The 22,900-nt window shown below is 70.0% G+C and carries 21 protein-coding genes; 7 read left to right on the plus strand and 14 right to left on the minus strand.

The features are described 5' to 3' along the window. The first annotated feature begins 60 nt into the window (after positions 1–60). From HQ325_RS05800 to HQ325_RS05810, 3 genes are all read left to right on the plus strand, one after another. Positions 61–762, plus strand: a complete 702-nt coding sequence (locus HQ325_RS05800; RefSeq protein WP_222627211.1) for a response regulator transcription factor — start codon at positions 61–63, stop codon at positions 760–762. Next, positions 759–1,721, plus strand: a complete 963-nt coding sequence (locus HQ325_RS05805) for a HAMP domain-containing sensor histidine kinase (protein WP_222627213.1) — start codon at positions 759–761, stop codon at positions 1,719–1,721. Before HQ325_RS05800 ends, HQ325_RS05805 begins: the two co-directional genes overlap by 4 nt. Positions 1,722–1,796: 75 nt before the next feature. Then, positions 1,797–3,263 carry a DUF4153 domain-containing protein gene (locus HQ325_RS05810; protein ID WP_222627215.1) on the plus strand — a complete coding sequence of 489 codons (1,467 nt, stop codon included), beginning with the start codon at positions 1,797–1,799 and terminating at the stop codon, positions 3,261–3,263. On the opposite strand, the gene HQ325_RS05815 is transcribed toward HQ325_RS05810, so the two are convergent. The 4 genes from HQ325_RS05815 to HQ325_RS05830 all read right to left on the minus strand — a co-directional run bounded on the left by HQ325_RS05815 (position 3,202) and on the right by HQ325_RS05830 (position 6,126). Beyond that, positions 3,202–3,477 (minus strand): protealysin inhibitor emfourin, encoded by a 276-nt coding sequence (locus HQ325_RS05815; protein WP_222627217.1) that lies wholly within the window; start codon positions 3,475–3,477, stop codon positions 3,202–3,204. The two genes, HQ325_RS05810 and HQ325_RS05815, sit on opposite strands and share 62 nt — an antisense overlap. 1 nt (position 3,478) lies before the next feature. Beyond that, positions 3,479–4,618, minus strand: a complete 1,140-nt coding sequence (locus HQ325_RS05820) for a M4 family metallopeptidase (RefSeq protein ID WP_308014267.1) — start codon at positions 4,616–4,618, stop codon at positions 3,479–3,481. A gap of 81 nt (positions 4,619–4,699) precedes the next feature. Further along, positions 4,700–5,161 (minus strand): hypothetical protein, encoded by a 462-nt coding sequence (locus tag HQ325_RS05825; protein WP_222627219.1) that lies wholly within the window; start codon positions 5,159–5,161, stop codon positions 4,700–4,702. Positions 5,162–5,277: 116 nt separating this feature from the next. Next, positions 5,278–6,126, minus strand: a complete 849-nt coding sequence (locus tag HQ325_RS05830) for a pseudouridine synthase (RefSeq protein ID WP_222628936.1) — start codon at positions 6,124–6,126, stop codon at positions 5,278–5,280. A 131-nt stretch (positions 6,127–6,257) separates the two neighbouring features. Here HQ325_RS05830 and HQ325_RS05835 point away from each other — a divergent pair, with 131 nt between their 5' ends. Then, the gene (locus tag HQ325_RS05835) at positions 6,258–7,145 is read left to right on the plus strand and encodes an oxidoreductase (protein ID WP_222627221.1); all 888 of its coding nucleotides are present in this window, start codon (positions 6,258–6,260) and stop codon (positions 7,143–7,145) included. 5 nt (positions 7,146–7,150) lie between these two features. Here HQ325_RS05835 and HQ325_RS05840 read toward each other — a convergent pair whose 3' ends face one another. The 3 genes from HQ325_RS05840 to HQ325_RS05850 all read right to left on the minus strand — a co-directional run bounded on the left by HQ325_RS05840 (position 7,151) and on the right by HQ325_RS05850 (position 9,157). Then, on the minus strand, positions 7,151–7,573 hold the full coding sequence (locus HQ325_RS05840) for an organic hydroperoxide resistance protein (protein ID WP_056070367.1): 423 nt from the start codon (positions 7,571–7,573) through the stop codon (positions 7,151–7,153). 30 nt (positions 7,574–7,603) lie between these two features. Continuing rightward, complete coding sequence (locus HQ325_RS05845) at positions 7,604–8,035, minus strand: MarR family winged helix-turn-helix transcriptional regulator (protein ID WP_222627223.1); 432 nt, start codon at positions 8,033–8,035, stop codon at positions 7,604–7,606. Positions 8,036–8,362: 327 nt separating this feature from the next. Beyond that, a complete protein-coding gene (locus HQ325_RS05850) occupies positions 8,363–9,157 on the minus strand; it encodes a DUF1206 domain-containing protein (RefSeq protein ID WP_222627225.1) in 795 nt (264 codons plus the stop codon). Between the two features lie 244 nt (positions 9,158–9,401). Between HQ325_RS05850 and HQ325_RS05855 the strand changes: the two genes are divergently transcribed. Then, on the plus strand, positions 9,402–10,478 hold the full coding sequence (locus tag HQ325_RS05855) for a 3-deoxy-7-phosphoheptulonate synthase (protein WP_308014269.1): 1,077 nt from the start codon (positions 9,402–9,404) through the stop codon (positions 10,476–10,478). Here HQ325_RS05855 and HQ325_RS05860 read toward each other — a convergent pair. Both HQ325_RS05860 and HQ325_RS05865 read right to left on the minus strand, forming a co-directional pair. Continuing rightward, the gene (locus HQ325_RS05860) at positions 10,444–11,073 is read right to left on the minus strand and encodes an alpha-ketoglutarate-dependent dioxygenase AlkB (protein WP_222627227.1); all 630 of its coding nucleotides are present in this window, start codon (positions 11,071–11,073) and stop codon (positions 10,444–10,446) included. The genes HQ325_RS05855 and HQ325_RS05860 overlap by 35 nt on opposite strands. 54 nt (positions 11,074–11,127) lie before the next feature. Then, the gene (locus HQ325_RS05865; RefSeq protein ID WP_222627229.1) at positions 11,128–12,345 is read right to left on the minus strand and encodes a CdaR family transcriptional regulator; all 1,218 of its coding nucleotides are present in this window, start codon (positions 12,343–12,345) and stop codon (positions 11,128–11,130) included. A 126-nt stretch (positions 12,346–12,471) separates the two neighbouring features. Here HQ325_RS05865 and HQ325_RS05870 point away from each other — a divergent pair, with 126 nt between their 5' ends. Together HQ325_RS05870 and HQ325_RS05875 are read left to right on the plus strand one after the other, a co-directional pair. Further along, positions 12,472–14,208 carry an aldehyde dehydrogenase family protein gene (locus HQ325_RS05870; protein ID WP_222627231.1) on the plus strand — a complete coding sequence of 579 codons (1,737 nt, stop codon included), beginning with the start codon at positions 12,472–12,474 and terminating at the stop codon, positions 14,206–14,208. A gap of 1 nt (position 14,209) precedes the next feature. Next, on the plus strand, positions 14,210–15,799 hold the full coding sequence (locus HQ325_RS05875; RefSeq protein ID WP_222627233.1) for a GMC family oxidoreductase: 1,590 nt from the start codon (positions 14,210–14,212) through the stop codon (positions 15,797–15,799). Here the strand turns inward: HQ325_RS05875 and HQ325_RS05880 are convergent. The 5 genes from HQ325_RS05880 to HQ325_RS05900 form a co-directional block, all read right to left on the minus strand. Then, positions 15,788–16,837: an AraC family transcriptional regulator gene (locus HQ325_RS05880; RefSeq protein WP_261777700.1), complete on the minus strand. Its 1,050-nt coding sequence runs from the start codon at positions 16,835–16,837 to the stop codon at positions 15,788–15,790. The genes HQ325_RS05875 and HQ325_RS05880 overlap by 12 nt on opposite strands. Beyond that, complete coding sequence (locus HQ325_RS05885) at positions 16,834–18,051, minus strand: pyridoxal phosphate-dependent aminotransferase (RefSeq protein ID WP_222627235.1); 1,218 nt, start codon at positions 18,049–18,051, stop codon at positions 16,834–16,836. Before HQ325_RS05885 ends, HQ325_RS05880 begins: the two co-directional genes overlap by 4 nt. Before the next feature lie 41 nt (positions 18,052–18,092). After that, the gene (locus HQ325_RS05890) at positions 18,093–18,776 is read right to left on the minus strand and encodes a DUF3239 domain-containing protein (RefSeq protein WP_222627237.1); all 684 of its coding nucleotides are present in this window, start codon (positions 18,774–18,776) and stop codon (positions 18,093–18,095) included. Position 18,777: 1 nt separating this feature from the next. Beyond that, the gene (locus tag HQ325_RS05895) at positions 18,778–20,433 is read right to left on the minus strand and encodes a DNA repair helicase XPB (RefSeq protein ID WP_027504240.1); all 1,656 of its coding nucleotides are present in this window, start codon (positions 20,431–20,433) and stop codon (positions 18,778–18,780) included. Positions 20,434–20,554: 121 nt separating this feature from the next. Then, a complete protein-coding gene (locus tag HQ325_RS05900; RefSeq protein ID WP_222627239.1) occupies positions 20,555–22,840 on the minus strand; it encodes a helicase-associated domain-containing protein in 2,286 nt (761 codons plus the stop codon). Positions 22,841–22,900 lie beyond the last annotated feature (60 nt).

Consider the following 22,900-nt stretch of genomic DNA (forward strand, 5'->3'; position numbering starts at 1 on the left):
CCACGGAATCTTCACATCGCGTCCCCGAGACCCGCACATGATGCCGTTACGGTCTGTTTCATGGACCGACGACGAATTCTGGTGGTCGAGGACGAGAAGGCCCTGGCCGATGCGATCGCCGCGCGGCTGCGGTCCGAGGGCTTCGACGTCGACCTCGCCGCGACCGGACCGGCCGCCGTGGAGACGGTGGCGCTCACGAAGCCCGACCTGGTGGTCCTCGACGTGATGTTGCCCGGGTTCGACGGTCTCGAGGTGTGCCGACGCATCCAGTCCCGCCCCGAGGGCGCCGTCGCCGTCCTCATGCTCACGGCGCGGTCGGACGAGACGGACCAGCTGGTGGGCCTCGGGGTGGGTGCTGACGACTACATGTCCAAGCCGTTCTCGATGCGCACCCTGGTGGCCCGCGTGCATGCCCTGCTCCGGCGAGTGGAGCGCCATCCGGCGCCGACGCCGGCCGTGGTGCACGAGTTCGACGACGTCCGGGTCGACGAGCACGCGCGACGGGTGTTCCGTGACGGTGACGAGGTCCACCTCACGCGCACGGAGTTCGATCTGCTGCTGTTCCTGGCTCGGCGGCCGGGCGCGGCATTCGCACGAGATCGGTTGCTGTCGGACGTGTGGGGATGGTCGCGCGACGACTCGATGACGTCGGTGCCGTCCCGCACGGTCGACAGCCACGTGAAGGCGTTACGGCGCAAACTGGGCTCCGACGTCGTCCGCACGGTCCACGGCGTCGGCTACGCGTTCCGGGCACGCGGATGATCCGCCCCCTGGACTCGCTGCGCTCGTTCAAGGTCAAGACCGGCCTGGTGGTGGTCATCGCACTGTTCGCGGCATCGGGCACCTTCTGGCTCGCGGCCCAGCAGCCGTTCCGGTACGCGTTACTGCTCGCTCTGGTCGTCGCGTTGGTCGTCACACAGATCGTCGCGCACGGGATGACCTCGCCGCTGCGCGAGATGACCGCGGCGTCGCGAGCGATGGCGAACGGGGACTACACGCACCGGGTCCGTGCCACGTCGCGGGACGAGATCGGCCAGCTGGCCGTCGCGTTCAACACGATGTCGGCAGACCTCGCAGAGGCCGACCGCTATCGGCGGGAGCTGATCGGCAACGTCTCGCACGAACTCCGGACACCGATCGCGTCGCTGCAGGCCGTGCTCGAGAACATCGCCGACGGGGTGCAGGAGGCGACCCCGGCGACGGTGGGAGTCGCCCTCGAGCAGACCGAACGTCTGGCTCGGCTCGTCGACGACCTCCTGGATCTCTCCAAGCTCGAGGGTGGCGCAGTCGGTCTGTCGCGCAGCACGTTCGACCTCCGCAAGTTCCTGACCAGCGTGGTCACCCAGAGCACGGCGACCCGGTTCTCGGTGTCGGTCGAGCCTCCCGGTGCGACGGTGACCGCCGACGAGGAACGGGTACGGCAGGTGATGGCCAATCTGGTCGAGAACGCCGTGCGACACGGTCCGCCCGACGGTGCAGTGGCCGTGTCGGCCGTGGTGGGTGACGACACGGTGCGCATCGACGTGGTCGACGAGGGCGACGGGATCGCGCCGGCCGATCGCGCTCGGGTCTTCGACCGGTTCGTCCGCGGCGGGTCGACCGACGGCGGCACCGGCATCGGGCTCGCCATCGCTCGTTGGGCCGCCGAGTTGCACGGCGGCACAGTCGATGTGGTCGACGTCGGCGCCGGGTGTTGCTTCCGGCTCACCCTTCCCGTCTGACCCCACCGTCCGCACTCGGCACGTGACACCGCATCCGGTGCTCACGTGATCATCCCTGCCTGAAAGAGGTTCACGATGACCACCGACCTACTTCCCGATCCTGCGGCGCAGTCGCCGATCCGTACCGTCACCGAGTCTCCGCGTCGCTGGGCAGTGGGCTCCGCCGCAGCGGTCGGCGTGGTCGGCGGCATCGCGCTGACCGACCGGCCGTCGGTGGCCTACCTCGTCGTCGGCGTCGCGGCCGTCCTCGCCGCCGGGTTTCCGGACAGAGTGCTGCCGGACCGGCGATCCTGCTGGTCCGCGGCATGGATCAGCGCCGCGTTCGCGCTGCTGCTGGTCCCGTTCGTCCGGGATTCGGGATGGCTCGCCGCGTCGTCCGTCGGACTTGCCGTGTGGTGTGTGGCTCTGTCGACCACGAGATCGACGACCTTCACCGCGACGCTGCTGGCCCCTCTCATGCCCGTCGCGGCGCAGGGAGCCGTGGTGCGCTCGCTCGGATCCGGTGCCGCCGGGCTGACGCTCCCGTCGCGGCGGTCCGCGGCGCGCGCGCTCCGCGTCGTGGTGAGCACGGCCCTGCTGGTCACCGTGTTCACGCTGCTGTTCGCGGGCGCCGACGACCGCTTCGCCTCGCTCGTCGACTCGGTGATCCCGACCGTGTCTCTCGACGTCGACCCACGGGGGCCGGTCGTGGCTCTGGGCGTCGCGCTGTGGATTCTGGGTGTCGCCCACGCGAGACGGCACGCGGCGGAACTCGACTCGCTAGCGCTCGGCGCCGGTCGACGACGACCGACATGGGAGTGGGCGGTGCCCGTGTCGGCGCTCGTCGTCGTGTTCGCCGCGTTCGTGGTGGTGCAGGCGGCCACGTTGTTCGGCGGACACGACCATGTGATGACCACGGACGACCTGACGTTCGCGGACCACGCTCGATCCGGGTTCTGGCAGCTGATCACGGTGACCGTCGGCGTGCTCGTCGTGGTCGCCGTGCAGGTACGCAAGGTCGACGCCGAGGTGCGGCGCGACCGGGTGCTCGCGCGCGTCGCGTTCGGGTCGCTGTGCGTCCTGACACTGGTGGTCGTCTGGTCGGCGGTGTATCGAATGTCCTTGTACGAGCAGCAGTTCGGTCTCACTCGACTCCGCGTCGGTGTCATGGCCGTCGAGGTGTGGCTGGGCGTCGTCGTGCTCGCCGTCATCGTCGCCGGTGCGCGATGGTCCTCGCGCCGTCTGCCCGCCGTGATCGTCGGTACGGCGGCGCTGGGCGTGCTGGTGATGGCGGTGGTGAACGTCGATGCCCTGGTCGCGGAGCGGGCAGTCGAGCGCTACGAACGGACCGGACTGATCGACGTCGACTATCTGTCCACGCTGTCCGCGGACGCGGTGCCGGCGGTGTCCACTCTGGAACCGGAGTTGCGCGCCTGCATCCTCGACGAACCCGGGAGCGACCCGTGGTGGAACGCGAACCTGGCACGCAGGGAGGCCGCCGCTATCGCGGCGGACGCCCCTCCTTCAAGGTGCGTTCCGCAAGCTCGCGCAGCGGACCGGTGAGCGCCGAATCGCCGGTCTCGCACGAGTGCTCCCCGATCTCGAGGCGCCACCGGAACCCGTCGCGCACCGACGTCGACGAGTCGTCGAGCGAGGAAAGCAACGGGAGAGCGCGCTCGACCAAGTGTTGCCAGTCGTCGCCCGCGGTGGTGGTGTCGACGCTTCCGCGGCGGGTCATCCCGGCCACGCCACCGCTGCGCACCACCACGATGACCATGTCACGTCCTCTTGCTCGCCTCGTCCGCCGCGTCGGACGCGGATCCCGTTCCGGCCGGCTCGAGTCCCACGGTAGTCCACCCGCCGACGACGGCACGGTGAACGTCGGACCCCGATCCGTAGCGAGCCGTCGCCGCGGCGACCGTCGCCGCGGAGAAGGAGGCGAAGTCGGCGGTGGGCGTCAGGGTGCCGGAGGTGAGGGTGTCGAACCAGACCTGCCCGAGCCGATCCCAGGCCGGCCCACGAAGCGCCACGGCGGCTTCTGCGAACGCGCGGTTGGGGATACCGGAGTTGATGTGCACCCCGCCGTTGTCCTCGGTGGTCTCGACGTACCCCGCCATGTCGGCGGGCTGGGGATCTTTCCCGAGGACGTCGTCGTCGTACGCGGTACCGGGAGCCAGCATGGAGCGAAGGGCGGTGCCCTGCACGTCGGGGAGGAAGAGCCCCTCGCCGACGAGCCAGGACGCGTCCTCGGCGTTCTGCCCGCGCGAGCGCTGTTCGGCGAGTACGCCGAACACGTCGGACACCGACTCGTTGAGGGCGCCGGACTGGCCGGCGTACTCGAGCTGTGAGGTGTACTGCGTGAAACCGTGGGCCAACTCGTGCGCGATGACGGACAGCGACACCGTGAAGCGGGTGAACACCTCGCCGTCTCCGTCGCCGAACACCATGCGGTCGCCGTCCCAGAACGCGTTGTCGTACTGCTCGCCGTAGTGCACGGTGGCGTCGAGGGGGAGTCCCTTGCCGTCCAGGCTCGCCCATCCGTAGACCTCGTCGAACAGGGCGTACGTCAGCCCCAGCCCGTCGTAGCTCTCGTCCGCTGCGGCATCGCCGACAGCAGGATCACCCTCGCGCCGGACGACGTCGCCGGGAAGGGTCTGCGTGTTCTTCGCGTCGGCGATGGTGCGCTGCAGTCGATTCGCGACGGCGCCGCGGGGGGCGGTGGGCGACACGGTGGACCGCGTCGAGTCGCGTCGGCGCCGCATCTCGTCGTCGAGTTCCAGCGTGCGGCTCGCGACGGACGGGGCGGTGTCGAGGCGGGCACTGCGTTCCGCGGGGGCCGACGCGAGGCGCTGCAGGAGATAGGGCGGAACGACACCCTGGCAGCAGGGCGTGGTGCGCGAGACGGGGTGGGTCGGCACGATGACATCCTTCCGAGGGGGAACGATCGTCACGCTAACCCCGATCACCGACAGCCCGCGCACCTCGCCGAGCTCGTCAGGTCAGGGGCAGGCGACCTTCGCCTGGTCGTAGATGCGACCGGCCTCGTCGACGCCGGGCTCGTTGCCGTTGTTGGTGGCCTGCGACCGGATGTCGGTGACCACGGCGTCCTTCTCCTTGCCGTCGGTGATCTGCTGGCAGATGCTGCCGAGCAGCGATTCGATGTCCTCGTCGGACTTCCCCTCGGAGAGCGCGGAGAACTGTGCCTTGTAGGCGGCGACGAAGGTCGCGCGCTTGGCGTCGTCGAACACGGTGCCGGCATCGTCGGCCAGGCTGCCGGCACTCGACTGGATGCCGGGTGCGGCCGACTGGGCGGAGCTGAGCGCGCCCTGGGCCGCGTCTCCCACCGATTCCGCGGCGTTGTTCGCGGTGTCCTGTGCGGACTGCTGATCCTCGGAGCTGCATCCACCCAGGACCAGGGCGAGGGTGGCGGCAGCGGCGAGCGTGGCGGGAAGGAGTCTCATCGCACGAACTTTACCGTGACGGACCACGGACCCGACCGCGAAGATCGTTTGTGAAGAACCACTGTCGACGCCGCCCGCCACAGAACGAGACGGGCCCCGCGACGAATCGGACGGGATCACGGGGCGGACAGCGAGAGGGTCCGCCGCGACGCGAAGTGGCGCGGTTCGCCGGTGAGTGGATCGGTGAAGTCGATGCTCCGCGCCAGCAGCTGCAGTGGGTTCCGGTAGTCGTCGACCGCGACGTCCCGCGGTAGCGGGTACAGCGAGTCGCCGATGATCGGCAGACCGAGAGAGGCCATGTGCACGCGTAGTTGATGGGTCTTGCCCGTGCGCGGATGCAGGCGGTAGAGCGCCAGGTCGCCCACCGTGTGCACCTTCTCGATCACGGTCTCGCTGTTCGGCTCACCCGGCACCTCGGTCGCCTGCAGTGATTCGCGATCCTTGACCATGCGGCTGATCACGGTGCGCGGGAACGAGATCGGTGAATCCGGGGCCACCGCTTCGTAGACCTTGACCATGCTGCGATCCCGGAACATCTCCTGGTAGGCGCGCCGGACGTCCTGTCGCGCGGTGAAGACGAGCACGCCCGCGGTGAGGCGATCGAGGCGGTGCGCCGGGGACAGTGCGTCGTTTCCCAACTCGCGCCGCAGCCGGGTCAGTGCGGTTTGCACGACGAAGCGACCCCGCGGAGTCGTCGCCAGGAAGTGCGGCTTGTCGACCACCACGATCGCGTCGTCTCGATGCAGGATCGGGGCGGCGAACGGCACCTCGGGTTCGACGGGTGGATCCCGGTACAGATACACGTCGGCGCGGGGAACCAGGGGACTGTCGATCGACACGGGCCGTCCACCGGCATCGACGACCTCGCCGCCCGCCACCTTCGCGCGCAGGGCTGCCGCATCGTTCGGGAACCGTGCGACGAGGTACTCGACGATGGTCCCGTGCTCCGCCGGCGGGTCCGGCATCCGGATCCGCGTCGGATTCAGGCCGTCTCGGATGGGCAGCGGTGCGGGCACCGGATCCAGCGTAGTGCGCCGGTACCCTCGAACGCGGTCGGCCGCGGCGAGTGGCCGAGAGAAGTCTCAGGGGGAAGCGCATGGCACAGACGTCCGCACACAAGTGGGTCGAGACCGATGTACCGGATCAGACCGGCCGGACCTTCGTGGTCACGGGGGCCAACAGTGGGCTCGGCGCAGAGGCCGCGAAGGCGCTCGGGCGCGCCGGCGCGACGGTCGTGCTGGCCTGCCGGACCGTGGAGAAGGCGAAGCCGATCGCGGACGAGATCGGTGAGCGAGCCGAGGTACGTCGACTCGACCTCGCGGATCTGAGTTCGGTGCGGGAGTTCGCCGAGAACACGCCCACCGTCGACGTGTTGATCAACAACGCCGGCGTCATGGCGTTGCCGCTCAAGCGGACGGCCGACGGCTTCGAGATGCAGTTCGGCACCAACCATCTCGGTCATTTCGCGCTGACGGGCCTTCTGCTGGACAGGATCACCGACCGCGTGGTCACCATGTCCAGTTTCATGCATCAGGTACCGGGACTGAAGCTGTCGGACCTGAACTACGAGAAGCGTCGCTACAGCCGGTGGGGTGCCTACGGGCAGTCGAAGCTGTCGAATCTGCTGTTCGCGTACGAATTGGATCGGCGTCTGCGCGCGGCGGGATCACCCGTGCTGTCGCTGGCGGCGCACCCCGGCTACTCGAGCACCGAGTTGATGGGCCGGACGGAGAGTGTGCAGGACGCGTTCATGTCGCTCGGCAGGGTCTTCGCCCAGTCGGCCTACATGGGGAGCCTGCCGGAGCTCTACGCCGCGACGGCGCCGGGGCTGCAGTCCGGCGGCTACTTCGGGCCGGACGGGTTCCAGGAACTGAGCGGACACCCGAAGAAGGTCGGATCGAACAAGGTCTCGCGGGACGAGGCGAAAGCCCGTGAGCTGTGGACCAGGTCGGTCGAGCTCACGGGCGTCACCTACCCGATCTGACGCTGTCAGTCGTCGCTGACCGTGATCTGCACGTCGATGTTGCCGCGGGTCGCGTTGCTGTAGGGGCAGACCTCGTGGGCCTTGTCCGCGAGGGCCTGCGCCGTGTCGTGGTCGAGGTTGGGGAGGGTCACCTCGAGGACGACGGCGAGCTGGAAGCCGCCGGCGTCGTTGGGGCCGATGCTCACCTTCGCGCCGACGGACGAGTCCGAGACGTCGGCCTTCTGCTGGCCTGCGACCATGCGCAGTGCGGAGTGGTAGCACGCTGCGTAGCCGACGGCGAACAGCTGCTCAGGATTGGTTCCCTTGCCGTTGCCGCCCATCTCGGTCGGGATCGAGAGGTCGACGTCGACCTTTCCGTCGGTGGTGCGCCCGTGGCCGTCGCGGCCTTCTCCGGTGGCCAGTGCCTCTGCGGTGTACAGCGTCTTCATGGGGAACCTCTCGTGGTGGGGATGGATGGGTCAGGCGGAACGAAGCGAGGCGGTGGTCTTGCGGACGAGCGCGAGGAGTGCCGTCGTCTCGTCTTCGGTGAGGCCGGCCGCCGTGACGATGCACTCGGGAATGTGCGCGGCCGCCGAGCGAAGAGCGCGGCCCGCCTCCGTCAGGCGGATCTCGACGCGTCGTTCGTCCTCCGGTGAGCGGTCGCGAGTGACGAGCGACAGCGCCTCGATGCGCTTGAGCAGAGGAGACAGGGTCCCGGAGTCGAGGTCGAGTCGATCACCGAGTTCCGAGACGCCGAGTCCGTCCCGCTCCCACAGCGCGAGCATCACCAGGTATTGCGGGTAGGTGATGCCCAGGTCGTCCAGCAGTGGCCGGTAGACCGCGGTGGTTGCCCGCGACGCCGAGTACAGGGCGAAGCAGACTTGCTTGTCCAGTGTCAGCGCGTCGTTCACCTCAGAAACATAGCGCACAATCAAGTTGTGCACAACCTATCGAGGTGGACGGAAACGCCCGCCCCGGAGATCGAGGCGGACGTCAGCGTGCGAACAGGAACATCGCGAGGGTGCGTAGGACGCCGGGGTTGTCGTCCCGCGCCGGTGTGCGCGCGGCTGCGGGACGGAGCGGTGTCATGGGCACGGAAGGGAACGTGCTCTCGATAACCGGGGCGGCGGTGGTTTCGGCGGGAACATGCAGAGTAATTCCCCGATTATGCACCATCGTGCAGAAAAAAGCCCGCGAAACAAGGTACAAGTTTGTTCGGCGTCACAGAAGTGGCAGCGTCACATCCGGGCGTGCCGGGCCAGGACGACGGCGTAGACGCCGTAGAGGGCGATACCGACCCCGGCGAGGACGAGCAGGATCTGACCGAACGGTTGCGCCCCCAGGGTCTTGACGGCGCCGTCGAGACCCGTCGCCTTGCCGGGGTCCGCGGTCAGCACGGCGGCGGCCACCAGCACACCGACACCGACGAGGGCGAGGCCCTTGGCGGTGTACCCGACCACGCCGATGACCCGGACCGGACGCCCGACGTGACCCTCGAGGTCCTTCTCGAACTTCGTGGAGATGCCCTTGTAGACGTGATAGACGCCGACGCCGATGATCACGGCCGCGGCCACGACGAGAACGACCTTGCCGATCGTCGATTCCATCAGGCGTGCGGTGAGTCCGGCGTTCTGCTGCCCGCTCGACTGTCCGGCGCCGCGGGCGAAGTTCAGTGCAGACCAGGCGAATGCGAGATACACGACGGCGAGCGCCCCGGCCTTGACCCGGTCTGTCGCACTGCCGGAGTCCGCCTCGGTCTTCTTGCCCACCACCGCCTCGAGGATGCGCCACGCCGCGAGGGCCAGGAAGGCGACGACAGCGATCCACAGCATGACCGCGCCGCCGGGCTTGGAGGCCAGCTCGCCCAGCGCGCCGGACTGGTCGGCGTTGCCGCCCTGTCCGAAGGCGAGCCGCACCGCGATGTATCCGATCAGGAGGTGCAGCACTCCGCTCACGAGATGCCCTGCGCGGGCGGCTCTCTCGAACGCCGTGCTGTTCTGGATGCGTTCCCCGTCAGAGGTGTCGATCGCCATCGGGCCATGATCCCACGCCGAGGGGGAAGAATGTCCGCTTCCGCTGCCCGGGTGCGGCGGTACGGCCATGCGCTACAGTTTCCCCGTGCAGCGAGCATATTTTTGGTTCAGCAGGCCGGCCCTCGGTGGTCCGGTCAGCGGAACCATGCGCTGACCCACTCCATCCGACGAGCCGGCAGGACCGGCTCGCGTGGAATGCGTGTCCCGGTCGTGACGTCTCACCCGACCGCCCCGAGGACTCATCGTGACTCTCGCACTCGACACTCTTCCCGACCTGTCGCGGACAGGTCCGCTGGTCTCGCCGCGTGCGCTGCGGGACGCGGAACCCGCGTCCGCCGACGCGGCTCTCCGCGTCGCCGACAGCCGTGACGCCCTGCGCGCCATCCTGACCGGAGCCGACGACCGCGTGGCCGTCGTGGTCGGCCCGTGCTCCGTGCACGACCCGATCGCGGCGCTGGACTACGCCCGCCGGCTGGCCGTCCTGGCCGACGAGGTGGGCGATCGGCTCCAGGTGATCATGCGGGTCTACTTCGAGAAGCCACGGACGTCGGTTGGCTGGAAGGGTCTGCTCAGCGACCCCGGCCTCGACGGCTCGGACGATCTCGACGCCGGGCTTCGGGTGGCGCGGCGCATCTTGGCCGCCATCGTCGACAGTGGCCTGCCCACGGCGACGGAATTCCTCGATCCTGCTCTGTCCGGCCATCTCTCGGACCTGGTGACGTACGGGGCGATCGGTGCCCGCACCGCGTCGTCGCAAGTTCACCGCCAGATGGTCAGCGGTCTGCCGATGCCGGTGGGCATCAAGAACGGAACGGACGGCGACGTGCAGGTGGCCGTCGACGGGGTGCGCTCGGCGACGTCGCCACACGTGTACGCCGGGGTCGACGACGACGGCCGACTGGCTGCCGTGCGCACGACGGGCAACGAGGACGCGCACGTCATCCTCCGGGGTGGGTCCTCCGGCCCGAACTACGACGCGGCCTCGGTGTCCGACGCGGGGGAGCGGCTCCGGCGCTCGGGCGCGGACCCGCGGGTGGTGGTGGACGTCAGCCACGGCAACAGTGCCAAGAACCACCGACGCCAGCTCGACGTGCTGGGCGACCTCGCCGACCGGATCGCCGGCGGCGACCGCGGCGTCGTGGGGGTGATGGTGGAGAGCTTCCTCGTCGAGGGCCGTCAGGACCTCGGCACGCCGGGGGAGCCGCTCACCTACGGCCAGTCGATCACCGATGCCTGCCTCGGGTGGGCGGACACCGAACGCGCCGTGCGGGCGCTGGCCGACGCTGTCAGCGCACGCCGTGCGGTCGGAACTGGACGCTGATCCGGGGCCCCGTGGCGCGCGTGCTCTTGGGCACGCAGTGCTCCCAGGTCCGCTGGCAGGACCCACCCATGACGATCAGATCACCGTGTCCCAGAGTGTGTCTCACCGAGGGACCGCCGCCGCGCGGTCGCAGCATCAGCGGCCGTGCGGCGCCGAGGGACACGATGGCGACCATGGTGTCCTCGCGCGCTCCGCGTCCGAGGTCGTCGCCGTGCCAGGCGACGCTGTCCTTGCCGTCGCGGTAGAAGCAGAGTCCGGCCGTGGCGAAGTCCTCGCCCAGTTCCGTTCGGTAGTGCTCGCTCAGCTGCCGACCGGCATCGACGAGGACGGGGGAGGGCAGCCGCTCGGGGTCGGGGAAGAAGGAGACCAGGCGCGGGACGTCGACGACGCGGTCGTACATCGGTCGGCGTTCCGACCGCCACGGGACCTCGTCCACCAGCCGGTCGAAGACGGAGTCCGAGCCGCTCACCCAGTTCGGCAACACGTCGATCCACGCGCCGTCGGTCAACACCGTCCGCCGGACGGAGGTGAGGGAGCCGAGCGACGGTCCGTCCGCGCCGTCGTCGAACAGGGACGCCTGGAGTGCGTAGGTCACGTGTCCATCCTAGCGCGGACATTCGAACACATGTTCTGGTTCGAGCGACCGCCGTCAGCGAGCTCGGGCGAGCTCCGCCGCCCGCAGACCGACGTACAGTTCGGCCGCATCCACCGGATTCGTGTGATCGCGGCCCGTGAGGTCGTGGATGCGGCGGAGCCGGTAGAGCACGGTGTTGCGGTGGTAGTGCAACCGGTCTGCCGCCGCGGTGGTGGAACCGGCGGCCGCGAACCACGCGTCGAGGGTCTCGAGCAGGCTGTCCCGGTCCGCGAGCCGGTGTGGACCGTCGGCCGCCGCGAGCGGACCCAGGATCTGCCGGGCTGCCCGCGCGGCCGCGTCGGGAGTCGAGACCAGCAGCAGCGGAACCGGACACGCGTCGTAGCGACTGATGCGCGCGCTCCCCGGCGGTGCGCACCGGCGAGCCGTCCGGGCCTGCGCCACCGCCGTCGGGGTGGACAGCGACCGCTCGTAGTACGTGCCGACACCCAGTCGGGTGCCGTAGAGCCGGCCCAGGGTGTCCACCGCATCGTCGAGCACCGCCGGCGCGGAGGCGACCAGCAGTCCCAGGTGACCGTCCGCATCGGTGTCCCACACCGACTCGACACCGAGCGGCAGGATGCTCTCGCGCGCGCTCCCCGGAGTGGCACCCCGGTCGACGGTGGTCTCGGCGGACACGACGGCGAAGTGGCCCGCGTCCGGGACACGGAAGGCGCGCAGGGCGTCCTGCGCGGCGGCGGGATCCGAGGCGGTCTCGTCGAACAGCGCGCGCAGCACCATGCGGCGCGCATCGGCGTCGTCGAGTGCGAGCCGGTCCGCGGCGTCGCGATACGCCTCCGCGGCCGCGTCGGAGTAGGTGTCCACCAGAGCCCACACCTCGGTCGCCATCGCGAGCAGCACCTCCGGAGCCCGGCCCGCGGCCGCCGCGGTGAGCTCGGCCCAGATCAGACGACCGCCGAGGCGGAACGCGTGCAGCAACGCCGCCAACGGCACCGCGTTCTCGGCCTTGATCCGGCCGGCCGCGCGTGCGGGTTCCAGGTCGCCGCTCGCGCCCGTGGTCAGAGCGTCGAGCATGGAGCGAAGATTGCCGGTGCACACCGTGGCGAGCTCGTCCCGCGTGAGCGACGTGGCCTCGAGGTACGACTGTTCGGCGACCAGGATGTCGAGGACGAGTCGCTCGCTGAGCTCGCCGACGTGCTCTCCCAGCAGCGCGGCGAGGGCCTGTGAGGTCAGCGGTTCCGGTGCGGAGCGGCGTACGGCCACGGGCGTCGACATCACACCACCGTACGGGTGTCCGGTGACGGCCACCACAGGGCGGCTGTGCCTCGGCACAAAGCGGGACCGTGAGCGCCCGACGTCGGCCTATGGCCACCCGATGTAGTACAGGTCACAATCAACGGTATGACCACAGGCGAACTCACTCCGAGTACCACCGGCGCATCCGCCTTTCCCGAGGTCGACGCGGCTCTCCGCGACCTCGCGCAGGGCGAGGATTCATGGGGCCGTGCCTCGCTCGGCGATCGCGCGGACCTTCTCGACCGCGTCGCTGCCCTCACGGCGTCGAGGGCGCAGGAGTGGGTCGACGCGGCTGCCCGGTTCAAGAAGCTGCCGGCGAACTCCGCGCTCCTCGGCGAGGAATGGCTGTCCGGGCCGTACTCCGTCGTCACCGCGTGCCACGTGCTCGCGCAGAGCCTGCGGCAGCTCGCCGCCGGGAAGAGCCCGCTCGCGGACGCCCGGATCGGCTCGGGTCCGGGCGGGCGCACCACCGTGCAGGTGCTGCCGTCGAACATCTTCGACACGCTGCTGCTCAACGGGTTCTCCGCGGAGGTGTGGCTCGAACCGGGTGTCGACGCGGACACCGCCCGCCGTGACGCCGGACTGGCGCAACGGAACCCGACCGAGACCGGGGGCATCGGTGCGGTGCTCGGCGCCGGCAACATCACGTCCATCGCCCCGCTCGACACGCTCTACGAACTGGTCGCGCACAACCGCGTCGTCGCGCTGAAGCTCAACCCGGTGACGGATCCGATGGAGCCGGTGCTCCGCGCCGTCTTCGCTCCGCTGGTCGAGCTGGGTGCGGTGCGCATCCTCACCGGTGGCCCGGACGTCGGTTCGTACCTCGTGCACCACGACGCCGTGGCGCACGTCCACATGACCGGCAGCTCGATCACGCACGACGCCATCGTCTTCGGCACCGGCGAGGAGGGGGCCGAGCGGAAGAAGGCGAACACGCCGTTGCTCGACGTGCCCATCTCGAGCGAACTCGGCGGCGTCTCGCCCGTCATCGTGATCCCCGGCGAGTGGTCCGATGCGGACATCCGATTCCAGGCCGAGCACGTGGTGACCCAGCGGCTGCACAACGGCGGCTACAACTGCGTCGCGGCGCAGGTCGTGGTGATCTCCTCCGAGTGGCCGCAGCGCGACGCGTTCCTGGCGGCACTGCGCACGGCACTCCACGAGGCGCCGGACCGCGAGCCGTACTACCCCGGCAGCGCCACCCGCGTCGCCGGTGCCCGAGCGGACTACCCGGGCGCGGAGTCGCTCGGCCCGTCCGGCGGCCGCACCCTGGTGAGCGACCTCGATCCGGACAGCTATCGCGCTCTGCTCACCACCGAGTACTTCGCACCGGTACTCGGTGTCATCGAGATCCCGTACACCGGGCAACGTTTCGTGGACGAGGCCGTCCGCATGTCGAACGAGGAGTTCGTCGGCACGCTCGGCGTCAACGTGATCGCGCATCCCGACACGCTGTCGTCGCTCGGCACCGCCGTCGACGAGATGCTCGAGGACCTGCGCTACGGCACCATCGCGCTCAACGCGTGGACCGGCGTCGGCTTCCTCACGGCGGCGGCGACCTGGGGTGCGTTCCCGGGCCACACGCTCGACGACGTCCAGAGCGGAATCGGCGTCGTGCACAACGCACTGCTCATCGACCGACCCGAGCGCACCATCGTCCGCGGGCCCTTCCGACCCGCGCCGCGCTCGATCCTGAAGGGCGAGTTCACCCTGTCGCCGAAGCCGCCGTGGTTCGTCACCAACCGCACCGCGGCCACCACCGCGAAGCGGTTCACCGCGTTCGCCGCGGCTCCGTCCTGGAAAGCCCTGCCCGCCATCTTCGCGTCCGCTCTGAGAGGTTGACATGACCGAGACTTCCACCGACTACGTCGTCGTCGGCGCAGGATCCGCAGGATGCGTCGTCGCGAATCGGCTCAGTGCCGCGTCGAACACCGACGTCGTCGTCCTCGAGGCGGGCCCGGAGGACAAGGACAAGTTCGTTCACATTCCCGCCGGGTTCTCGAAGCTCTTCCGTTCGGAACTGGACTGGGACTACGACACCGAGCCGCAGGCCGAACTCGCCGGCCGACGGATCTTCTGGCCCCGTGGGCGCATGCTCGGCGGCTCCTCGTCGATGAACGCCATGATGTGGGTGCGCGGATTCGCCGCGGACTACGACGACTGGGCGGAGGCAGCGGGATCCGGGTGGTCGTTCGACAACGTGGTGGAGACATTTCGCCGCATCGAGAACATCGAGGGCGCAACCGAATCCGACGAGGGCAGCGGTGGACCACTGCACGTGTCGAAGCAGCGCAGTCCGCGGTCCATCACGGGCGCGTACCTGGAGTCCGCAGCGGCCCTGGGCCTGTCGACGGAGCGGGCCAACCTCCCCACGCCCAAGGGTATGACCGCGACGATGGTCAACCAGAAGCGCGGCGCCCGGTGGAGCTGCGCCGACGCCTACCTGCGACCGGCCATGTCGCGGCCCAACCTCACCGTGGTGACGGAGGCGCAGGCCACTCGCGTGCTGTTCGAGGGCACCCGCGCAGTGGGTGTCGAGTACTCCAAGGACGGTGCGCTGCACACGGTTCGGGCCTCCAAGGAGGTCATTCTGTCCGGCGGTGCCATCAACACTCCACAACTGCTGATGCTCTCGGGGATCGGTGCGCCGGACCATCTCGCCGAGCACGGCATCGCCGTGGTGCACGCCGCCCCCGAGGTGGGCGAGAATCTCATGGACCACCTGGTGTCCGCCCTCGGGTACGGGGTGCAGTCGGACACGCTGTTCACGGCGGAGAAGATCCCGGAGCTGATCAACTACCTCGCGCGTCGTCGCGGCATGCTGACCTCCAACGTCGCGGAGGCGTACGGCTTCGTCCGTAGTCGAGACTCGCTCGACCTTCCGGACATCGAACTGCTCTTCGCTCCGGCACCGTTCTTCGACGAGGGCCTGATTCCCGCGGACTCGCATGCGGCCATCCTGGCGTCGATCCTGCTCAAGCCCGAGAGCCGCGGACGCATCTCGTTGCGGTCGTCCGCACCGTTGGACAAGGCCATCGTGGATCCGCGCTACCTGTCCGACCCGGGCGGTGTGGATCGTGCGGCGATGCTCAGCGGGCTGCGCTACTGCGCCGACATCGCGCAGACGGAGCCGCTGAAGTCGCGACTGGGGGAGATGGTGCGTCCGGTGCTGCGCAACAGCGAGGCACTCGACGAGGCTCTGAGCGAGTCACTGGAAACCATGTCCCACACCCTCTACCACCCGGTGGGTACCGCCCGGATGGGCTCGGACGCTGCGTCGGTGGTGGATCCGGAGCTGCGCGTGCGCGGAGTCGAGGGTCTGCGCGTGGCCGACGCGTCCGTGATGCCGACGATCATCCGTGGCCACACCCACGCACCGTCGGTTCTCATCGGGGAGAAGCTGTCGGAGTTCGTGCTCGCGTCACGGGTGTGAGCGGTACGACCCCGGCGTCATCCCGGTCCACCGTTTGAAGGCGCGGCGGAAGGCGCTGGGTTCGGAGAAGCCGAGACGCGAGGAGATCTCCTCGGCCGTCTCGCCTCGTTCGAGCCCGGCGACCGCCGCGTCGCGCAGCACCTCGTCGCGCAGCTGACCCAGTGACGTGCCCTCCTGGCGGAGCAGGCGGCGCAGGTGCGGGACGCTGATGGACAGCATCGTCGCGATGTCGGTGGTGGTCGAGGCGCGGCCCATCGCTCCCAGTGCGAGGGCGCGCCGCACCACACTCGCCGCGCTCGAGCCGTAGTCCCGCTCCGAGAACAGGCGATTGGGCGACTCGCGGAGGTACTCCTCGAGGGTTTCCTCGGTCTGCACCAGAGGGGACGCCATGATGGCATCGTCGAATTCCAGTGCGGCGACGTCGGATCCGAACGTCACGTGCACACCGAAGATGTCGTCGTACACCCGCGGCGCTGGATGCTGCGGTTCGGGGAAGGGCACCTGCACGGACAGCAGTTTCACGCGCCGACCGATGAGCCACGCCGAGAATCGGTGCCACAGGATCAGCAGGAACTCGATACGGATGCGCTGCGCCGCCTCGGCCGCCTCCGGGGAGAGCTGATCGGCGATCATCGTCGGGGAGTCGACGAGTTCGAGCCGGGCGCGCCCCCCGCCGCGCATCAGCACGCCGCGCGGGACGCCGGGAAAGGCCCGACCGACGTCCACCATCCGCTCGAGCGCGCTTCCCAGATCAGGGCGGTGGATCATCGTGAGGCTGAGTGCCCGAAAGGTGCCGCGGCGCACCGGAGCCGACCCGAGACCCATCAGCTCGTCACCCGTCATCTGCCACAGTGCGCGGGTGAGGCGCGTGACCTGGTCCGTGGTGAGGCGGGCGCCGGGTCGGTCGAGGACGTGCGGGTCGATGTCCGCCTCGCGCAGACAGGCGGACAGGTCCACACCCGTCTCCCGCGCGAGCGTCACCGCCGTCCGGACGAACTCCACCGAGATGGTCGGCGGCGCCACGGTCTCGGTCGTCATGGGGTGGCGGACAATCGGGCCAGTCGCGACGCCGCGTCGGTGAGCACGTGATCCTGTTTGCAGAAGGCGAAGCGCACCAGCGTGTCCCAGCCCTCGCGGTGATCGACGAACGCGTCCACCGGAACGCCGACGACGCCGATACGTTCGGGCAACGCGCGGCAGAAGCTGTCGGCGTCGGACTCGCCCAGTGGAGTGATGTCGGCGCAGACGAAGTACGTGCCCTCGCTGCGCTTGACGTCCAGCCCGGCATGCGCCAGCGCTGCGGAGAGCGCGTCCCGCTTGGCCTGCAGTCCTGCTCGCAGGGCGTCCACCCAGGCACTCTCGTGATCGAGGGCGTGGGCCACCGCCGGCTGGAAGGGGGCGCCGCCGACGAAGGTCATGAACTGCTTGGCCGCCTTCACCGCGGCGATCAGAGGTGCGGGTCCGCAGGCCCAGCCCGTCTTCCACCCGGTGGCGTTGAACGTCTTCGCCGCGCTCGACACCGTGATGGTGCGCTCTGCCATGCCGGGGAGTGTGGCGATGGGGGTGTGGACGGCGTCGTCGAACACCAGACGCTCGTACACCTCGTCGGTGAGGACCAGGAGGTCGTGCTCGCACGCGACCTCGGCGATCGCCGCCATCTCCGGTGCGGTGAACACGGTTCCGGTGGGATTGTGCGGGGAGTTGACGACGATCATGCGGGTGCGCGGACCGACCGCGGATCGCAATGCATCGACGTCGAGTGCGAACCGATCACCGTCGGGGACGAGGGGGACGGTGCGCCGCTGCGCCCCCGCGAGCGCGACGGCGGCCGCGTACGAGTCGTAGTACGGCTCGATGAGCAGCACCTCGTCACCACTCTCGACGAGGCCGAGCATCGCGGCGCTGATCGCCTCGGTGGCGCCGACGGTGACCAGGACCTCGGAGTCCGGGTCGTACTCGGTGCCGTAGCGCCCGGCCCGGTCCCGCGCGACGGCCTCGCGCAGCACCGGCATGCCCGGTCCGGGCGGGTACTGGTTCAGTCCCGACGCGATGGCCTCGCGGGCCACCTCGAGCATGCGCGCGGGACCGTCGGTGTCGGGAAAACCCTGTCCGAGGTTGACGGCGTCGTGTGTGGCCGCCAGTGCGGTCATCTCCGCGAAGATGGTGGACGCGAAGGGGCGCAGTCGGGCGACCGTGCGGGAAGGCCGGAGGCCGGCCGGATCTGAAGCGCGGTCGTTCGACGTCACAGCCATGAGGGGGAGCCTAGCGTTCGAGTCACGAGTCCCTCGACGCGTCAGTCCGCGCGCTTCTGCAGCAGTTCCTCGGGCAGGTCGTGGGGATCGATGAGGAGCTGATCGTTCTCGGCCGCCCGCACGGTCTCCGACACGGACAGGTTCTTTCGCAGCAGCTTCCACTCGACCGGGTCGATGGCGTCGATGGCCGTCCGCAGCACGGTCCTGTCGCGGGTACCCCAGGCGATGGGCATGGGGCTGACCATCTGCCAGGTCTCGGAGATGGACTTGGCGCTCCGGTCGGACAGCACGGCCACGGACGGGACGCGTTCACCCTCGGTCATCGTGTGTCCGGGGAGCGCCCGCACGTTCCGCACGACGAGTGCGTAGTGCGGGACGGTGGTCTCCGGCTTGGCGATGTCGATGAGCGCGAGGATCGTCGCTCCCCGCGGCCGCGTCTCGGACACCATGGCCGGCACCAACGCGCCCGAGGCGTACAACTCGTCGATGGACCCGACCTTGCGGGGTGCCCACACGGACACCCACAGCGACATCAGCGCGGCCACGGCGAGCACCGCGCACAGAATGTAGGACCACGCATGGTCGAGTACGAACAACCAGGCTGCACCGCCCGCGAGAAGCACGGCGAACACGATGGACGAGATGCGCAGCCGCCGCACGTCGCCGAGGGTCTCGTTCACCGACCGGGCGTGCGCGCGGTCGACGGGGAAGTCGAAGGTACGCATCTCAGATCGCCGGGCCCAGGAGGTCGTCGGCGTCGGTGATGCGGTACGCGTAGCCCTGCTCGGCGAGGAAGCGCTGGCGGTGAGCCGCGTACTCCGCGTCGAGGGTGTCGCGTGAGACGACCGAGTAGAAGTGCGCCTGTCCGCCGTCGTGCTTGGGTCGCAGCAGTCGGCCGAGGCGCTGGGCCTCCTCCTGCCGGGATCCGAAGGTGCCGGAGACCTGCACGGCCACCGAGGCTTCCGGGAGGTCGATGGAGAAGTTGGCGACCTTGCTCACCACGAGGGTCTTGATCTCGCCGCGTCGGAACGCGTCGAAGAGCAGCTCGCGTTCCTTGTTCTTGGTCGAGCCCTGGATCACGGGCGCGTCCAGGGCCGCGCCCAGCTCGTCGAGCTGGTCGAGATACGCACCGATGACGAGCGTCGGCGAGTCCTCGTGCCGCGCCAGGATCGACTTCACCACGGCGATCTTGGTGTGGGCCGTCGAGCACAGTTTGTAGCGCTCCTCCGGCTCCGCCACGGCGTACGACATGCGTTCCGCGTCGGTCAGGGTGACGCGCACCTCGATGCACTCGGCCGGGGCGATCCACCCCTGCGCCTCGATGTCCTTCCACGGTGCGTCGTAGCGCTTGGGGCCGATGAGCGAGAAGACGTCGCCCTCGCGGCCGTCCTCGCGCACCAGCGTCGCGGTGAGTCCGAGCCGACGGCGCGACTGCAGGTCGGCGGTCATGCGGAACACGGGAGCGGGGAGCAGGTGCACCTCGTCGTAGATCACCAGGCCCCAGTCGCGGGAGTCGAACAGCTCGAGGTGCTTGTACTCACCCTTCGTGCGGCGCGTGATCACCTGGTAGGTCGCGATGGTGACCGGGCGGATCTCCTTGCGCTCGCCGGAGTACTCGCCGATCTCCTCCTCGGTCAGCGAGGTGCGGGCGATGAGCTCGCGCTTCCACTGCCGACCGGCGACGGTGTTGGTGACGAGGATCAGTGTGGTCGCGCGGGCCTTGGCCATCGCCGCGGCGCCGACCATGGTCTTGCCGGCACCACAGGGGAGGACGACCACTCCGGATCCGCCGGCCCAGAACGAGTCGGTCGCCATCTGCTGGTAGTCGCGCAGCTCCCAGTGACCACCGGAGAAGTCCAGATCGATCGGGTGCGCCTCGCCGTCCACGTACCCGGCCAGATCCTCGGCCGGCCAGCCGACCTTGAGGAGCATCTGCTTGAGCCGCCCGCGCTCACTGGGATGGACGAGCACGGTGTCGTCGTCGACCTGCGCGCCCAGCATCGGCGCGATCTTCTTGTGTCGCATGATCTCGGTGAGCACAGCGCGGTCGAGGCTCACCAGGGACAGCCCGTGCACCGGGGACTTGACCAGCTGAAGCCGGCCGTAGCGGGCCATGGTGTCGACGATGTCGACGAGCAGAGGCTGCGGAACCGCGTAGCGGGAGAAGGTCACGAGGGCGTCGACCACCTGCTCGGCATCGTGGCCCGCAGCGCGCGCGTTCCACAGCGCGAGGGGCGTGATGCGGTAGGTGTGGACGTGCTCGGGTGCGCGTTCCAGCTCGGCGAACGGAGCGATGGCCGCGCGGGCCTGCCCGGCGAGCTCGTGGTCGACCTCGAGCAGCAGGGTCTTGTCGGACTGGACGATCAACGGTCCGTCGGTCACGGTCTCTCCTTCACGCGCCCCGCATGGACGAACCGGGGCGCAACCAGTCCATTGTGCCTTGCACCGGGGACACGTGCCCTGTGCCGGGGCACCGGCGACCGCCAGGTGGGACCGCGGTCGTTCAGGCGAGCAGGGCCACCGACGTGATGCGGTGCAACGTGAAGTGACGCATGACACCGGCGTCGGGGTCCCACGCGTCGAGCTGGCCGCCGCCGACGGTCACCGGTTCGACGACGCGGTTGCTCGAGACCCCGGCGGCGTCGACGTAGCCGATGCTGATCGGTGACCGGGACAGGGCCGCGCGCTGGAGCAGCGCGATCGTCGCGGCCCCGGACGCGCGGGTGCCGTCGGACCGCACGCGTTCCCGTTCGGTCCGGCGCACGTCTCCGGCTCGGGTGCCGGCCCGCATCTCCGAGACCAGTCGCCCCAGCTGCTCGTCGGTGGGGACGGCGGGCGTGCGGTAGGGCGAGCGACCGCGACGGGGGACGACGCGGGCACCGCGATCGCGGACGTCCACGATGGTGCCGGAGGAGTCCTCGCCCGCGGGAGCGAACCCGGCGGCTCGCAGGCCGGCGAGCACGTCGGCCAGTGGCGCCTGCGAGATCGCGACGGTGGGAGCCAGTGCCCGCAAGGCCAGGGCCTCGGCGGCGGGGGAGGAGAGCACCTCCGCGAGCAGAGCGGGGTCCTCGCAGCGGACGAAGGACGACGCCACCCCGGCGCGCAGGCGTCCGTGGCGTCGGGCGACGTCGTCGATGAGGTAGGTCAGCGACTGGGGGACGGGCGTCCGCGAGTGGGTGGCGAAGAGAGCGTGGAGTTCCGCGGCGGTGGTACCGCCGTCCAGAGCGCGGCGCAGTGTCCGTTCGTCGATGCGGTACATCGTCGCGGCACCCGCCGACTCGACGTCCGCGACCGTCGCCATCCGCTGCGCGAGCTCGGGAGTCAGCGGCCCGGGTGCGACGACCGTCAGGTCCGCCTGGACCAGAACGTGGTCGATGGGCTCGGGCAGGACGCGGTGCATCGCCGCCGCGGCGGAGGAGGGGTCGCCGATCAGAGCGCGTCCGGGCGTGGACAGCGCTCCGCGGCCGACGACCCCGAGAGCGCCGGCCTCGGCCAGATACCGGGAGACCGGGCCGATGCCCAGGCGAGCGGCGAGGCGCGGCCGTCGCCACGTGGCCACCCGCACGACGTCCTCGGTGGCGAGGGCCTTCCCCGAGGCGAGATCGGCGAGAACGCCCAGCACGACTCGTCGGTCGCGCGGCGCGGCGACGGAGCGGGCCTCGTCGGACAGTGCGGCGATGGGCTTGTCGTTGGCGTCGCGCATGCCGATCAGCCAGGGCACCCGCGGAAGGTCGAGCCAGGCACCGGCCAGAGTGGCCCAGCGCTGCGCCGGCGAGGCGGTGACCCAGGCGTCGACCGCGGGGGTGGGTGTCCACATGTCGTCGATGTCGGTGAGCGGCCCTGGATCCGGCAGCCCCACCGCGATGAGCCCGGCGCCCGCCAACACCTCGACCAGCAGTCCGACCCGCGCCTCGTCGAGATCGGCCGTCTTCGCGATGCGCCGGATCTCACGGACGCCGAGTCCGCCCGCCTTGAGTGCCGGTGCCGGTGTGCGGGAGAGCGAGTCGACGATGTCCTCGCAGTGCCGCAGCAGCTCGAGGGCCTCCCCGGCTGCGGCCGCGTCGACGTCCGCGACCCCGACGGCGGTGGTCGCCGCCGCGGGCGGAGCCAGCGACACCGGATCGGTGACGGGCTCGCCGCGCAGCACCTGTGATACCTGGGGCGGCAGTTCGACCGTGTTGTCGTCGAGCCAGGTCAGCAGCCCGGCGGCGAGCAGACGCTGGACGGGTCTGTCGGCGGGTGTACCCGGTGCGGCGTCGCGCGTCCGGCCGATCGAGGACGAGCGCGTCAGCGTCGTCAGCAGCTCACGGCTGCGATCGTCGATCTCCGCGAGCTTCGTCCCGACCACCTCGGCGGTGAGCGAGGCGTCGACGTCGAAGAACCGCCCGACCCGCCACGGCACGGCATCGCGTGCGGCCGCGACCAGGGTCAGTGTCGTCGTTCCGCGCGCCAGCGCCCGCGCCCGCAGGACCGCGAGTGCCGCGTCGACGGACTTCTTCGTCGCCCGGCGGCCGATGACCTCGTCGAGACGCGCGCGGGCGACCGGGGTGGTGTCGGCGCCCTCGTGCGCGAGCAGCTCCACGACCGTCAGACAGGTGGTGTCCAGATCCTCGGCGGCGCGAAGGACCGAGGCCCGCTGTTCGGAACGGCCTGCCAGGACCTCCAGCGTGGGCGGTGGCGGGATCGTCAGGTCGGGGCGGAGCCGCAGCAGTTCGGCCAGTTCGTCGTCGCTGCGCGCGGACAACCACTCGGTGAGTGTGTCCGCCGGCGCGCCCTCGTTGTCGGTCATCGAGGTCAAGCGTAGAGACCGGTCCGGGGACCTGGACTGGCAGAGGCGCTACTCCGGATG

It is taken from the genome of Rhodococcus sp. BP-349 (assembly GCF_019835845.1).
Taxonomy (GTDB): Bacteria; Actinomycetota; Actinomycetes; order Mycobacteriales; family Mycobacteriaceae; genus Rhodococcoides.